The organism is Aeromonas sp. QDB68, assembly GCF_027707405.1.
In the GTDB taxonomy this organism is placed as follows: Bacteria; Pseudomonadota; Gammaproteobacteria; order Enterobacterales; family Aeromonadaceae; genus Aeromonas; species Aeromonas caviae.
This window is the reverse complement of the sequence record NZ_JAPCIQ010000020.1, coordinates 29,962-43,035: the sequence shown is the minus strand read 5'-3', so window position 1 is coordinate 43,035 and position 13,074 is coordinate 29,962. Positions and strand designations below refer to the sequence as shown.

The 13,074-nt window shown below is 65.8% G+C and carries 14 protein-coding genes and 1 pseudogene; 3 read left to right on the top strand and 12 right to left on the bottom strand.

Features of this window, described 5'->3' with window-relative positions; all coding sequences use genetic code 11:
- Nucleotides 1–44 precede the first annotated feature (44 nt).
- A complete protein-coding gene (gene nudE, locus PG892_RS08805) occupies nucleotides 45–653 on the bottom strand; it encodes an ADP compounds hydrolase NudE (protein WP_039040577.1) in 609 nt (202 codons plus the stop codon).
- Nucleotides 654–800: 147 nt separating this feature from the next.
- On the opposite strand from nudE, the gene yrfG reads away from it, so the two are divergent.
- Nucleotides 801–1,469, top strand: a complete 669-nt coding sequence (gene yrfG, locus PG892_RS08800; protein WP_270825327.1) for a GMP/IMP nucleotidase — start codon at nucleotides 801–803, stop codon at nucleotides 1,467–1,469.
- Between the two features lie 79 nt (nucleotides 1,470–1,548).
- Here the strand turns inward: yrfG and PG892_RS08795 are convergent, their stop codons facing one another.
- Complete coding sequence (locus tag PG892_RS08795) at nucleotides 1,549–2,655, bottom strand: NADH:flavin oxidoreductase (RefSeq protein WP_201922340.1); 1,107 nt, start codon at nucleotides 2,653–2,655, stop codon at nucleotides 1,549–1,551.
- 116 nt (nucleotides 2,656–2,771) lie between these two features.
- Between PG892_RS08795 and PG892_RS08790 the strand changes: the two genes are divergently transcribed.
- Nucleotides 2,772–3,677: a LysR family transcriptional regulator gene (locus PG892_RS08790; protein ID WP_041213942.1), complete on the top strand. Its 906-nt coding sequence runs from the start codon at nucleotides 2,772–2,774 to the stop codon at nucleotides 3,675–3,677.
- Here the strand turns inward: PG892_RS08790 and tyrS are convergent.
- Nucleotides 3,672–4,937, bottom strand: coding sequence for a tyrosine--tRNA ligase (gene tyrS / locus PG892_RS08785; RefSeq protein WP_201922343.1), 1,266 nt, complete (start codon nucleotides 4,935–4,937; stop codon nucleotides 3,672–3,674). The genes PG892_RS08790 and tyrS overlap by 6 nt on opposite strands.
- 145 nt (nucleotides 4,938–5,082) lie before the next feature.
- Between tyrS and PG892_RS08780 the strand changes: the two genes are divergently transcribed.
- A complete protein-coding gene (locus tag PG892_RS08780; RefSeq protein ID WP_128272529.1) occupies nucleotides 5,083–5,892 on the top strand; it encodes a helix-turn-helix transcriptional regulator in 810 nt (269 codons plus the stop codon).
- Between the two features lie 48 nt (nucleotides 5,893–5,940).
- Here PG892_RS08780 and exeN read toward each other — a convergent pair whose 3' ends face one another.
- The 9 genes and pseudogenes from exeN to exeF form a co-directional block, all read right to left on the bottom strand.
- Nucleotides 5,941–6,699 (bottom strand): GspN family type II secretion system protein ExeN, encoded by a 759-nt coding sequence (exeN, locus tag PG892_RS08775; protein WP_270825326.1) that lies wholly within the window; start codon nucleotides 6,697–6,699, stop codon nucleotides 5,941–5,943.
- Nucleotides 6,696–7,187: a GspM family type II secretion system protein ExeM gene (gene exeM, locus PG892_RS08770; RefSeq protein ID WP_010675717.1), complete on the bottom strand. Its 492-nt coding sequence runs from the start codon at nucleotides 7,185–7,187 to the stop codon at nucleotides 6,696–6,698. The genes exeN and exeM overlap by 4 nt, the downstream gene beginning before the upstream one ends.
- Nucleotides 7,184–8,368 (bottom strand): GspL family type II secretion system protein ExeL, encoded by a 1,185-nt coding sequence (gene exeL / locus PG892_RS08765; protein WP_081999394.1) that lies wholly within the window; start codon nucleotides 8,366–8,368, stop codon nucleotides 7,184–7,186. Before exeL ends, exeM begins: the two co-directional genes overlap by 4 nt.
- 111 nt (nucleotides 8,369–8,479) lie before the next feature.
- A complete protein-coding gene (gene exeK, locus PG892_RS08760) occupies nucleotides 8,480–9,499 on the bottom strand; it encodes a GspK family T2SS minor pseudopilin variant ExeK (protein ID WP_201890335.1) in 1,020 nt (339 codons plus the stop codon).
- 89 nt (nucleotides 9,500–9,588) lie between these two features.
- Nucleotides 9,589–10,230, bottom strand: a complete 642-nt coding sequence (gene exeJ / locus PG892_RS08750) for a GspJ family T2SS minor pseudopilin variant ExeJ (protein WP_223933111.1) — start codon at nucleotides 10,228–10,230, stop codon at nucleotides 9,589–9,591.
- A gap of 44 nt (nucleotides 10,231–10,274) precedes the next feature.
- A pseudogene (gene exeI, locus PG892_RS08745) lies at nucleotides 10,275–10,625 on the bottom strand (GspI family T2SS minor pseudopilin variant ExeI); the annotation flags it as partial.
- A gap of 68 nt (nucleotides 10,626–10,693) precedes the next feature.
- Nucleotides 10,694–11,257: a GspH family T2SS minor pseudopilin variant ExeH gene (gene exeH / locus PG892_RS08740; RefSeq protein ID WP_223933113.1), complete on the bottom strand. Its 564-nt coding sequence runs from the start codon at nucleotides 11,255–11,257 to the stop codon at nucleotides 10,694–10,696.
- Between the two features lie 47 nt (nucleotides 11,258–11,304).
- Complete coding sequence (gene exeG / locus PG892_RS08735) at nucleotides 11,305–11,736, bottom strand: GspG family T2SS major pseudopilin variant ExeG (RefSeq protein ID WP_010675723.1); 432 nt, start codon at nucleotides 11,734–11,736, stop codon at nucleotides 11,305–11,307.
- Between the two features lie 116 nt (nucleotides 11,737–11,852).
- Entirely contained in the window at nucleotides 11,853–13,073 is a 1,221-nt protein-coding gene (gene exeF / locus PG892_RS08730) for a GspF family T2SS innner membrane protein variant ExeF (protein ID WP_039040588.1), read from the bottom strand.
- Nucleotide 13,074: the final 1 nt, after the last annotated feature.

Here is a 13,074-nt window from a genome sequence, read left to right as displayed (position 1 = left end):
GGTGCTTACCTCTGCCTCTGATTGCCAAACAGACCCTCTGCGGGCTAATTTCCCTGCTCCGCCAGCCATTTGCTGGCCAGCAGCAGGGCACTGATGCTGCGCGACTCGGTGAAGTCCGGTCGTGCCAGCAACTCGTCGATCCGGTTGAGGGGCCAGGGGATCACCTCGAGAGGCTCGGGCTCGTCACCGACCCGCTGCTCGGGGTAGAGATCCCGCGCCAGCAAGATGTCCATCCGGCTGGAGAAATACCCCGGCGCCAGCGACACCTGCTTGAGCAGGGTCAGGCTGCTCGCCCCGAAGCCCGCCTCCTCCATCAGCTCCCGGTTGCCCGCCTCGAAGGCATTTTCACCGGGGTCTATCAATCCCTTGGGGAAACCCAGCTCGTAGGAGTGGGTGCCCGCCGCGTACTCGCGCACCAGCAGCAGGGTGTGGGCATCGAACAGGGGCACCACCATGACGGCACCCCGATTGCCGCCGCGCATCCGCTCGTAGACCCGCTCCTCGCCGTTGGAGAATTTCAGGTGAAGGGATTCCACCTTGAACAGCCGGCTCTCGGCCACGATCTCGGCCTTGAGGATCTCCGGCTTGCTCTTGTCATGGGCCATGGTCTCGACACTGAGGTGTACGGGATTGCGCTTGTGGGGATCGCTCATCGGGGGCTGACTGCTCGTTAAAAAATCGTGTTTCAAGAGTAAACGACTCCCCTGCCGAACACCACGGGGCAAAGAGGGGAAAGATGTCTGAAAAATCCGTTATAATGCGCCCCGTTTTTCCCATCACCACAGACATCGCGAGGCCCCATGTCGACTCCCCTGCCCTGGCACCAGATTGATACCGTGTTGCTCGACATGGATGGCACCCTGATCGATCTCCATTTTGACAGCCATCTGTGGCAAACCCTGGTGCCGGCGCGCTACGCCGAGCGACTCGGCCTGCCGCTGGCCGAGGCGAAGGCGCAGATAGACACCCACTATCATGCGGTCAACGGCACCCTCGACTGGTACTGCGTGGATTACTGGACCCGGACGCTCGGGCTCGACATCCGCGCCCTCAAACAGGAGATCCTGGAGAAGATTCAGTGGCGCCCCAACGTCATTCCCTTCCTTGCCGCACTCAAGGCCGCCGGCAAGCAGGTGGTGCTCTTCACCAATGCCCATCCCGCCAGCCTGTCGGTGAAGGATGCACGCCTCGGCCTCGCCCAGCACCTCGATCTGATGGTGAGCACCCATGAGCTCGGGTGGTCGAAGGAGAGCCAGCACTGCTGGCAGGCACTGGCCGAGCGGCTGGCCTTCGACCCGGCCCGCACCCTCTTCGTGGATGACAGCGAGCGGATCCTGGCCGCCTCGGCCGAGTTCGGCATTGCCCACCAGCTCGGCATCCTTCACCCCGACAGCCAGATGCCGCCGCTCACCTTCCAGCACTTCCCGGCGCTCGACGACTACGCCGACCAGCTCCCTCTCGGCGCCTGACACGCACAAGGCCCTCTTCACGAGGGCCTTGTCACATCAGCTCAACAGCCTGCCGAGCGCATACCGTTCATGAAAGCCCTCAGGCCGCATCGCGCGGGGCCAGCACCCCCATGCCGGCCAGGTAGTCGAGGGCGCTTGGGGTGAAGCCGACCTCCGTGAGGTGCGCCGCCGTGAAAGGGGCTGCATGCAGAGGCAGGCCGCGGCTCACCCGTTCCATCCAGTCCGGATTGCCAAGGGCCGCCGTGCCCGCCGCCACCAGATCGGCGCCACCGGCCAGAGCCCGCTCCGCCGAATCTGCGTCGCTAATCTTGCCCGCCACCATGAGCGGCACCCGCCCGGCCAACCCGACCCTTACCGCCTCCAGCAGGGCGCCGCCGTCGGGATCCCCCGCCACCGCCTTGAAGCTGTCCCCCATGGAGAAGTGCAGGTAGTCGATCCCCTCGTCCGCCAGCAGGCGCGCCACCGCCAGCTGATGGGCCAGTTCGATGCCCTGGATATGGGCATAGCTCTCGGGGGAGAGACGCACCCCGACCAGGAAACCCCGGGGTAGACGGGCGCGAATGCCGCGCACTATCTCCACCAGGATCCGCGCCCGGTTCGCGAGGCTGCCCCCCCAGCGGTCGGTGCGCCGGTTGTGCAGGGGGTTGAGGAAGTTGCAGAGCAGGAAGTGGTGGGCTGCGTGCAGCTCGACCCCGTGCAGGCCGGCGCCATGGGCCCGCTCGGCAGCGATCACAAAGGCGTCAATGAGCGTCAGAATCTCCTCCTCGCTCAGCCCCTTGACCCCGAGGGGGTAACGCCCGCCCGGCGCCAGCGCGCACGGGCCGACTGGCGCCCCGTCGTTCAGCTCGGGCAGAGCCCGCATCCCGCCGTGATGCAGTTGCACCACCGCCAGCGCCCCGGCCTGCCGCGCACTGTCGGCCAGGGCCGTGAAGGCCTGCTGCTGAGCGTCCGTCATCAGGGCAGGCTGCCCCGCCCAGCAGCGCCCGCCGGGCTGCACCTGGGTGGCGGCGGCGATGAGCAGGCCGAAGCCGCCATGGGCGCAGCGCGCCAGCCAGTCGAGCTCGGCCTGGCCGGGATCACCGCCTGCGCCGCTCATGTTGTGGGTCAAAGGGGCCAGCACGGCCCGGTTCTTGAGCCGCAATCCGGCTCGCTCGAAGTGGAAGCTGTCGCCCAATGTCTTGTTCATCGTCCTCTCCCGGGATCGCAATGGCATGGCGGCCACTATAAACCCAGGCCAGGAGGATATAATCAGGCACACAAGCAAGACATTCATTCCCAGCAAGACACAATAGGCCACCCCTCATGAGTCACCACAAGCTCGACACCCTCTACCTGATGCGCCTGCTGGTCGCCATCGTCCGCTGTGGATCCTTCGCCGCGGCGGCGGCCCAGCTCGGCATCACCCCGAGCAAGGCGTCAAAGGATCTGCGCCACCTGGAGCAGAGCCTCGGCAGCGTGCTCCTGAGCCGCACCACCCGCCGGGTGCAACTGACCGACGCAGGAGAGCTCGCCTACCGCCAGGCTGACCAGATGATCGCCCTGCACGAGCAGTTGCTGGACGGCCTGCAGCGCCGCCGCTCGGCACTGTGCGGGGAGCTGCGCATCACGGCGCCGGATCTCTGGGGAGAAGTGGTGCTGACTCCGGTGCTGCTGCGCTTTCGCGCCGACCACCCGGAGGTTCGGATCATCGCCGACTTCAGCAATACCCCGGCCGACCTGCTGCGCGACAATCTGCACGTGGCGTTTCGCAGCACTGAGCTCGGCACCCAGCCCTACCTGGCGCGCCCCATCGCGGTGGACGATCTGGTGCTCTGCGCCAGCGCCGACTACCTGGACCGCCACCCGCCCCTCACCACACCGCAGGATCTGCACCAGCACAGTCTCATCACCCGCAGCCAGGAGTACGGCCGCCACGAGTGCTGGCCCCTGCTTGCCCAGGGGCGCGAGATCCCTCTCGAGGTAGCGGGCGAACTGGCCTTCAGCAGCAAGAAGGCGATTCACCAGGGGATGCGCCAGGGACTGGGGATAGCCCGCCTGCCGCGCTACCTGGTGGCGGCCGAGCTGGCCGAGGGGGTGGTGCGCGAAGTGCTGCCGGACTATCGCCCCAAGGGGGCCCATTTCTACGCCCTCTATACCCAGCGCCGGGCCGAGTCGGCCCTGGTCGGCCACTTCCTCGACTACGTCATCGAGGCGCTCACCCCTTCATGAGCAGATCACCAGGTGGTACTGCTTCTTGCCCCGGCGCAGCAGCAGGTAGCGGCCGAACAGCCGATCGTCGGCGGTGAGCGGCTCATCCCGGCGGATCGCACCGTTGACGCTGACGGCTCCCGCCGCCAGCAGCTCGCGGGCGATCCGCTTCGAGTTGGCCAGGCCGCACTCCACCAGCAGGGTCACCAGATCCGTTTCCCCCTCGATGCAGCTGCTTGGCATGCCATCTTGCGCCAGCTGGGCCAGATCGCTCTCCCCAAGGCGGGCTACCTCGCCACTGAACAACGATTCGCTGATGCGCTGCGCCGCCGCCAGCGCCCCCTTGCCGTGTACCAGTTCGGTCAGCTCGTCCGCCAGCACCTGCTGGGCCAGCTTGCGCCCCTGCCGCTTCGCATCCTCCGCCTCCAGCGTCTCAATCTCGGCCAGCGGCATAAAGCTGTAGTAGCGCAGGAAGCGGTAGACATCCTCGTCTGCGGTACCGAGCCAGAACTGGTAGAAGGCGTAAGGTGAGGTGAGCGCCGGGTCGAGCCAGATAGCGCCCCCCTCGGTCTTGCCGAACTTGGTGCCATCGGCCTTGGTGATGAGCGGCAGCGTCATGCCATAGACCTGTGTCTGATGCAGCCGCCTAGTGAGGTCCATGCCGCTGGTGATGTTGCCCCACTGGTCGTTGCCGCCGATCTGCAGGGTGCAGCCGAGGCGTTGGTTGAGCACGGCGAAGTCCTGGGATTGCAGCAGGGTGTAGGAGAACTCGGTGAACGAGATGCCCTGATCCGGACGGGCCAGGCGCTGGCGCACCGATTCGCGGGCCAGCATGGCGTTGACCGAGAAGTGCTTGCCGATGTCCCGCAGAAAATCGAGGGCGGACATCTGCCCCATCCAGTCGGCGTTGTTGACCAGCAGCGGCGCCGCCAGCCCGTCGCTCGCCGGCAGCAGGGCGCTTATCTGGGCCGACAGGCTGGCGACCCAGCCCTGCACCGTCTCGGCGCTGTTGAGGGTGCGCTCGCTTGCCTTGAAGCTGGGATCGCCGATAAGGCCGGTGGCCCCGCCCACCAGGGCCACCGGGGTGTGGCCCGCCAGCTGGAAGCGGCGCAGCATCAGCAGTGGCACCAGGTGGCCGATATGCAGGCTGCCGGCAGTGGGATCGAAACCGCAATAGACGGTGCGCGGGGTGGCAAGATGGTCGGCCAGCGCCACCGGGTCGGAATTCTGGGCCACCAGGCCGCGCTGGGTCAGCTCATCGAGCAGGTGAGGATTTGTCATGGGGGGCTCCAACAGCAAGAGAAAGAGGGCCATCCTCGCCGTTTGCGGTGCTGGCAGATATGTCCCCCAGGGGACAGTTTTGCCACTCCCGTGCTAGCATCCTGCCATCGTGGGGAAACCATTCCCTGACCCGGAGCCCATCGCCATGCCCCCGTCTCCTGCCACGGATACCCTGAGCCTGACCGCCGCCGTCGATGCCCTGCACGGCAGCGGCTTCCCAGCAGCCCTGGTGCGCCTCATCCAGCAACAGGTGGCGTTCGACTGTGCCCTGCTGCTCGGGGTGGGGCTGCGCCCCGTCTACCTCTACGACAACCTGCATCATCAGCGGGCCCTATTATTCGACCGCTACCTCACACGCCACTTCAGTCAGGATCCCTTCATGCAGGCGCTGGAGCAGGGGCTGGGTGCCGGGGTCTGGACCCTGGCGCAGGTGTCGCGGGGGCGGCTCGACCCCGAGTATCGCCACCACTTCTATCAGGCCACCGGCTGGCAGGAGGAGGTGGGGCTGATCCTGCCGGTGCGCGGCGGCCTCACCCTGATGCTGTTTCTGGGCCGCCTCGACAAGCGCAGCTCCCTCAGCCGTGACGAGCTGACCAGGCTGGAGGCACTGTTCCCGCTGGTCCACTCCCTGTGTCGCCAGCACTGGCGGGAAGAGACACCCCGCCTGGCCCGCAGCCCGGCCAGGTCAGATGGCACTGACCTCAAGGGAGCCGTGGAGCAGGCTATCGCCAGTGTGGGGGGAGATCAGCTAACCCGGCGGGAGCGCCAGGTGGCGGGTTTGCTGTTGCAGGGGCTGGATACCGAGGCCATTGCCGGTGCGCTCGGCATCGGCTGCGGCACGGTGAAGAATCACCGCAAGCATCTCTACGCCAAGTTGAACCTGCACTCCCGGGCCGAGCTGTTCAGCTTCTTCCTCAATCACCTCATCACGGCGCCAGCCGGCGCGCCCCCATAACGACACCACCCCGCCGGGGCGGGGTGGTTCAAACCATGGGCAACGCCGTCAGATGCGGCCCTGATAACGCAGCGGGAAGCGCCCCTGCCCATCGGGCTGGCCGAGGAAGGGGAGCCCCTGTTTCATCTGGTCCAGCAGCTCGGGACCCGGTTTCAGGGTGCCCTGGAACAGGTACTGGCGATTGGCCTGCAACTCCAGCTTGCCCAGCACCTGCACCGCCTCCGAGCCCTGCTTGATCTCGGCCACCAGCCGGGAGTCGAGACAGGTGAGCGTGATCTCGGGATCCCCCAGGGCCAGCTTGCCCGCCGGGGTGTCCGCCTGTGCGTCATACCAGTGAAGATCCCCGTAAAGGTTGTCGCACCAGGGATTGCCCTGGGCAAACTGGTCGATCTTGAGCTGCAACTGACCCACCGCCGTCAGCGGGAAGGGAGGTCTCATCGGCACCCGCTCCAGCACCCAGGGGGCCGGTGCATTCAGGGTGATGTCGCGCCCGAAAGCAGCACCGTTCCAACCCAGGATCCCCTGCCCGTTGAGTCCGCTGCGCTCGCCAAAGCGCACCGACACCTCGGGCGCCAGCCGCAGCAGGGACCAGCCATCGAGATCCCAGCGCAACTGGGTGAGGGACTCGCTGGCATATTGCACCCGAGCGGCCTGACCGCTCCAGAGGGTGCCGCTCACCCCCTCCAGCCGCACCAGATTGGGGGGCAGCGGCAGATGGCGCACCACCAGGGATGCAGGCAACTGGGCCAGCAGGAAACCGAGATAGGCCAGCAGGAAGAGACTGGCGATCACTATTTTTCGCTTCATTGGGAACGACTCAACTGCAAACGTCTGACCTTGACCAGCCCGGGGGCCAGCCCCTCGCGGGCCAGCTCGATGATCTGCACCTGGACGCCGTATTGATCCGAGAGGGTCGCAAGCCAGATCAGCAGATCATCGAACGGCACCGTGTCTATCCATACCTGCAGCTCCTGACCCTGGGGCTGCAAGCGGGCGATCTTGATCTTCTGGTTGAAGGCAGTGCGGTTCACCACGCCATCCAGGGTACCGCCAGTATCGATCTGGCGCCCCTGTCCCCCCTGCATCGCCAGCACCTCCTGTCCCTTCTCCTTGAGCCAGGCCAGGGTCTGCTGCTGGTTCACCACCTGCCGCTCGCGCTCGGCAATGCGATTTGCCACCGGCTGCCAGATCGCCCAGTAGAAGAGCCCGATGAGCAGCACGCTGCCCCCCACCGCCACCAGCCGCTGCTCGCGGGCACTGATGCCGCGCCACCAGCTCTGCAGTTTGTCCATCATGACGACCTCCCCTTGAGCACCAGCGCCCCTTCGACCTTGCCTTCGGTGCTTCGCACCTCACCCTGCTGCACCTCGAAGCGCTTGCCCGCCAGCTCGCGGAAACGTTCGATCTCGGTGAAGCCGGGGGCCGTCACCTGCAACCTCAGCTCGCCCCGGGCTGCATCGAAGCGCAGCACCTCGGGCTTGAGGCCGGGCACCTCGGCAAACACCGGGGCCAGCTCGGTCAGGAGCAACAGAACGCCATCCTGGGGAGCCTGCCCCAACTGCTGGAGGTGCTGGGTCATCTGGCTGCGCACGTTGACGATACGCGTCTCCCCCGGGAAGATCCGGGTGTAGACCTGCCGGATCTCCGCCTTGAGGGCCTTGTCCTGTTCCGTCAGCTGGTGCAGATGCACACCGCGCTGCACCAGGGCCACCAGCAACAATACGCCTGCCAGCACCGCCACCTTGCGCCACTGCAACCAGTAGCGGGCGTATTCGGTCTGGGGACGATAGGGCCCCTGCAGCAGGTTGGCCTGGCAGGTCAGCGCCCCTTTCGCCAGCAACAGCATGGGCAGTTCCGGGTCAGCCCCCTGCCAGTTCCCCGCCGCCATGGCGGGGATGGGAGTATGGCAGTGAAGGGTGACGGGTTCGGTCTGCGCTGCCAGCAGCATGGCCAGCAGGGATTCCTCCGCCACTATGCCCTGACGGGGGCCCTGGCGGACCAGCCACTCCTCCCCCAGTTGCAGGGCTGACCAGCCATCGGCGGCAAGCGGCAGCGCCAGCACGTCGGGCAGCAGGTGCAGGGTCTTGAGCCCTGCCTGCTCCAGCCAGCCGAGCCAGGAGTGCATCTTCCCCTTGTCCACCGCCATCAGATCCACCTCGCGGCCCTGATGGCCGAGCACCACCAGGTGCAGATCGTCCACGTCTGAGGCGATCTGCTCCTCCAGCAGATAGGGCAGGGCCGCCGCACTCTGGCGGCTGTATTTGCCCGGCAGATTGACCCGCCGGAAGATAAGATCGCTGCCGGGCACCAGGGTCACCACGGGGCGACCACCGGCACGCTCCTGCAGCTCGCCGAGGGCGTGCGCCGAGGCCAGGATGCCGGAGGCGATGATCTCCTGCTCCTGCGCCGACCAGACCAGCCAGTGCACTGGCTGCTGCGCATTGGTCCCCAGACGGATGACCAGACTCTCGCTCACTAATGTCTCTCCTGCCATGCCCGCTCCTCCCTCAGGGGGCGGGCGCACAGCCATGGGTTGCAGTCCAATCGGGGGATGCGCAGGTCGGCTGAACCGCCCCACGCCCCCTTGTTATTCGGCGCCGCCGCTCAGGCGACGCAGCATCACCAGCTTGTTGTCCTTGCCACGCTGGAAGACGGTCTCAAGCCTGGCGCGGGTCTCCCCCACCTCCGCCAGCAGGCGGGCCTCGAAGAAGCTGCTCTTGATGTCCAGGGCGCCATCCAGCCCGGTGATGGCACCCGGCTGAACCTGCAACTGCTCCGTCATCTCCTGCTTGTTCTTCCACCCCTTCTTGGGGCGGCTGGTCAGCACCCGCTTGGCATCGTCCAGCCCGATCTTCCCCTGGTAGAGCCCCACCAGCAGGGCCGCCTGCTCCGGCCGGATGGTGTTGATGTTCACCACCAGCTTGTCATTGGGCAGGGAGCACACATAGGGGGCCAACCGGGCGTACAGGCTGGCGCTCACCCCGCGCACCGCCCGCAATTCGTCGGTGCCCAGCATCCGCTGGTTAGCCACCAGGTAGGGGGGATTGAGTCCCTCGTAGTAGGCATCCTCGGCCCCGTTGCTCGAGACCAGCTGGGTATCCTTGTCGGTCCAGTCGCGGATGGCGTCCGTCAGCTGCACCGCTTCGTAATCATCCACCTCGAGCTGGGCGAGCAGGGCCCGGAACACCTTGAACTGGTAAGGCTGGGCCTCGAGATCGTCGCCGTTCTCCCCCTCCTTGAGGGGCACGCTCAGGCTGTTGAGGTTGAAGCAGGATTGCAGATCCCGCACCCGGCCCGAGAGAGTGCCATCCTCCACCGGGAAGACCCCGTCCTCCCGCGCCCAGTTCTGTCCCAGACTCACCCGATCCGGGTCGTCCTTGAAGTCCTGGTTCAGCACCTTGATCACCAGGGCCTCCGCCGACATGGCATACCACCAGGCCTGCTTGCCCAGGGTGAGGTTGGCGGTGCGGCGCAGCTCCAGTTGCAGGCGGCCACTCATGTTGCTGGCGACGATCACCATCACCGCGAGGATGAGCAGCACCACCAGCAGGGCCATGCCCCGCTGTCTGCCGGGGGCCAAAGGAGGGCGGGGTCGCTTAATTGCCATTGTCCGCCCTCTGACCGCCAGCGCCGATCAGGAACTGGCGACGTCGAATAGTGCCGTCATCCTCCGTGACGGACAGGGGAAAACGACGATCAGTTACCATTCTCTGCCCTCTGGCCACCAGCACCGATCAGGAACTGGCGACGGATGGTGCCGTAGTCTTCAAGCTCCAGCTCCACCGCCAGCCCGTAGGGCAGCAGGTCGCGCTGGGTCCACTCCTCCTTCCACTGTCCCTTGTCGTAGAAATAGAGGCGCAGCGCTGTCACGCCGATCAGCACGGGCTGAATGCGCGGCTCGGTGCCAATGGCCGGATCCGGATAGAGGTAGCTCAACCGCTCCAGGGTCTGCCCCTTGAGACGCCAACCCACTCGTTGCAGGCCGGAGCGCGGCAGTATGCCGTCCGGATTGAGCCAGCCGCCGCGAATGAAGGCCATGCCCCAGTCGTCGCTCTGCTGGCCGAAGCGGGACGCCGCCAGCAGCACCTTGTTGTTTTCGCCGTCGATGCGACCGCTGCGCGGCACCATCTGGGTGACGTCCCGCTCCAGCAGGCTGAAGGCGAGCTGCAGTTCCGAGAGGCGGGCCTCCTTGCGCTTGGCCACCTCGTCGCTGGTCAGCACCCCTTGCAGCACCTGATAGGCACCCAGGCTCAGGGTGGCGAAGATGGCAATGGCCACCAGCATCTCAAGCAGGGTAAAGCCGCGGTGGCGCGATGGGCGGGGGTTGCTCTGGATCATCGGCTGACACCGGCTCCGGATCATGGACGCACGTTGATGAATGTTCATCGGCTGAGATAGGTCCGGATCATGGCCACCGGGCTGTCAGCCTTGGGCGCGGTGCGCACTTCCATGTCCAGCGCCCTGAAGTTGCTGTCCGCCGTGGCGACGCCGCGATAGCGCCAGTACCAGGTCTGCCCGGCCATCTCCTCGTCCCCTTCCACCCAGCTGTCTCCCGGCCACTTGCCTTCGAGCTTCTGCTGCACCAGCTGATTCTCCACCACCCAGGTCGCCAGGGTCTTCTGCTCCAGATAATTGAGGCCGGCCAGGTGTTCGCTCGCGGTCTTCATCACCGCCAGCCCGGCGATGGCAAACACCGCCAGGGCCACCATCACCTCCAGCAGCGTCATGCCGCGTACCCGGGCGGGGCCGCCCGATAGAGCGGTGCGACGCGCTAGAACGCCCCCTGCGGGCCTGGCGCTCCTCACTCTTCTTCCTCTTCATCCTGCAACAGGGAGAGACGACCGAACTCGTCCCCTCTGACGGTGCGCAGGTAATGCAGATCCTCGTCCTGCTGGCTCAGGGTCAGCACGAAGGGAGAGAGCTCTCCCCCCGGAAAGACCAGGATCTGGGGTGTCTGCTCACGCTCGTCCCGACCCTGCTCCTGGCGTTCGTCCGACGCAGTACGCCAGTTGAAACCTTCCAGCTCCGCCGCCAGGGTCATCCCCTCCGGCAACGTCACCGGCCCCAGCAACTTGTCACCGGTCAGTGCGCGCCACTTGCGATCCTTGGGATCCCGGGACATAAACTGCCAGCCGTTCTCCTCGACCCGCAGCCCCAGCAGCCTGCCATCCATCACCGAATACTCCTGGGCCTGCTGCAGGGTCGCCATGAAGCGGCGCGCCTGCTTGTCGAGCTCCCGATCCCCCCTGGCTCCCCCCATGCTGAGGGTGACGGCGGTCGCCACCAGTCCCATCAACATGGCGACCAGCAACACCTCCAGCAGGGTAAAACCGGCCTGGTGACGGGCCGAAGAGGCCACCTTCATGCAGGCAGCCCCGGGGTGGCCCGGTGAGCACGACGCGGCGGAATCACTTATTGGAAGTCCTTCAGGTTCCAGTTGCCGATGTCGTCATCGGTCCCGGCTTCGCCGTCCATCCCCATGGAGAAGATGTCGATCTTGCCGAACTGGCCCGGGCTCAGCAGCTGGTACTGGTTGCCCCAGGGATCCTGCGGCAGGCGCTTGATGTAGCCCCCTTCACGGTAGCTGCGCGGCTCAGGGGATGCGGTCGGCTTGTTGACCAGGGCGTCCAGCCCCTGCTCGGTGGTGGGGTAGCGGTTGTTGTCCAGCTTGTACATGTCGAGGGCGTTTTCCAGCGCCACTATGTCGGAGACCGCTTTTTGCTGATCCGCCTTCTCCTTGTTGCCCATCAGGTTGGGCACCACCAGGCTGGCCAGGATCCCCAGGATCACGATGACCACCATCACTTCCAGCAGGGTAAAACCCGATTGACGACGCTTTTGCATGACTGACTCCCTAACGAAATGAGATGGCATGAGCCATCAACGATTAACTGTTAAACCACGATCGTTCGATTGAATTTGCAGGTTCGAATGGCGAAGCCTATTCGGGCACCCGACCCTCACAGATTCACCATGTTGTTGAGCTCCAGGATCGGCTGCAGGATCGACATCACGATAAACAGCACCACCCCGGCCATGGAGACCACCAGCATGGGCTCGAACACCCCGAGGGCGATGTTCACCTGGGTTTCGAACTCCCTGTCCTGGTTGTCCGCCGCCCGCTCCAGCATGCTGTCGAGCTCGCCGCTCTGCTCGCCCGAGGCGATCATGTGCAGCATCATGGGCGGAAAAATTCGAGTTTCATCCAGCGACTTGCGCAGGCTGGTCCCCTCCCGCACCCGCTCGGTGGCCTCACCGATGCGCATGCGGGCATAGTCGTTGGAGAGCACTTCGCCGGCGATCTTCATTCCCTCCAGCAGGGGCACGGCGCTGGCGTTGAGGATGCTCAGGGTGCGGGCAAAGCGGGCGGTGTTGAGACCGCGGCTGACCCGACCGATCACCGGCAGGCGCAGTATCACCTGGTGCCAGCGACGGCGACGCTTGTCGTCGGTCAGCCACCAGCGCCAGATCAGGCCGCCAATGCCAAGGAGCAGCAGGAACCAGAGGCCGTAGTGCTGCAACAGCTCGCTGGTGCCGATGAGGAAACGGGTGGTACCCGGCAGTTGCTGGCCCATGTGTTCGAACTGGGCCACCACCTTGGGCACCACGGCGGTGAGCAGTATGGAGATGACCCCCACCGCCACCAGGGTGAGGACGATGGGATAGATCATCGCCTGCAGCAGCTTGGTGCGCATGTGCTGGCGCTGCTCGGTGTAATCGGCGAGACGGTTGAGCACCTTCTCCAGGTGACCGGACTTCTCGCCGGCCGCCACCATGGAGCGGAACAGCTGGTCGAACACATGGGGGAAGGCCCCCAGCGAGTCGGCCAGGGAATACCCCTCCACCACCTTGCTGCGCACCGTCGCCACCAGGCTGCGCAGGTGGGCCTTCTCGCACTGCTCGGCGACCGCCTTGAGGGCCTCTTCGATGGTGAGACCGGCCCCCACCAGGGTCGCCAGCTGGCGGGTGATGAGGGCCAGTTCTGCGGTGGAGGCACCACGGCGAAACAGCACGAAGCGGTTCGCCTCCCGCTTGGCCTTCTCGGTGGTCTCGTTCACCTCGAGGGGGGTCAGCCCCTGCTCGCGCAGCAGCTGGCGCACCTGGCGGGCGGAATCCCCTTCCAGCACGCCGCTCTTGTTGCGCCCCTTGCCGTCGAGGGCCTTGTATTCAAATGCCGCCATC

Bases quoted from the DNA above. Each gene is read 5' to 3' on its own strand.
- nudE (WP_039040577.1), bottom strand. From the start codon at position 653: ATGAGCGATCCCCACAAGCGCAATCCCGTACACCTCAGTGTCGAGACC.
- yrfG (WP_270825327.1), top strand. From the start codon at position 801: ATGTCGACTCCCCTGCCCTGGCACCAGATTGATACCGTGTTGCTCGAC.
- PG892_RS08795 (WP_201922340.1), bottom strand. From the start codon at position 2,655: ATGAACAAGACATTGGGCGACAGCTTCCACTTCGAGCGAGCCGGATTG.
- PG892_RS08790 (WP_041213942.1), top strand. From the start codon at position 2,772: ATGAGTCACCACAAGCTCGACACCCTCTACCTGATGCGCCTGCTGGTC.
- tyrS (WP_201922343.1), bottom strand. From the start codon at position 4,937: ATGACAAATCCTCACCTGCTCGATGAGCTGACCCAGCGCGGCCTGGTG.
- PG892_RS08780 (WP_128272529.1), top strand. From the start codon at position 5,083: ATGCCCCCGTCTCCTGCCACGGATACCCTGAGCCTGACCGCCGCCGTC.
- exeN (WP_270825326.1), bottom strand. From the start codon at position 6,699: ATGAAGCGAAAAATAGTGATCGCCAGTCTCTTCCTGCTGGCCTATCTC.
- exeM (WP_010675717.1), bottom strand. From the start codon at position 7,187: ATGATGGACAAACTGCAGAGCTGGTGGCGCGGCATCAGTGCCCGCGAG.
- exeK (WP_201890335.1), bottom strand. From the start codon at position 9,499: ATGGCAATTAAGCGACCCCGCCCTCCTTTGGCCCCCGGCAGACAGCGG.
- exeJ (WP_223933111.1), bottom strand. From the start codon at position 10,230: ATGATCCAGAGCAACCCCCGCCCATCGCGCCACCGCGGCTTTACCCTG.
- exeH (WP_223933113.1), bottom strand. From the start codon at position 11,257: ATGAAGGTGGCCTCTTCGGCCCGTCACCAGGCCGGTTTTACCCTGCTG.
- exeG (WP_010675723.1), bottom strand. From the start codon at position 11,736: ATGCAAAAGCGTCGTCAATCGGGTTTTACCCTGCTGGAAGTGATGGTG.
- exeF (WP_039040588.1), bottom strand. From the start codon at position 13,073: ATGGCGGCATTTGAATACAAGGCCCTCGACGGCAAGGGGCGCAACAAG.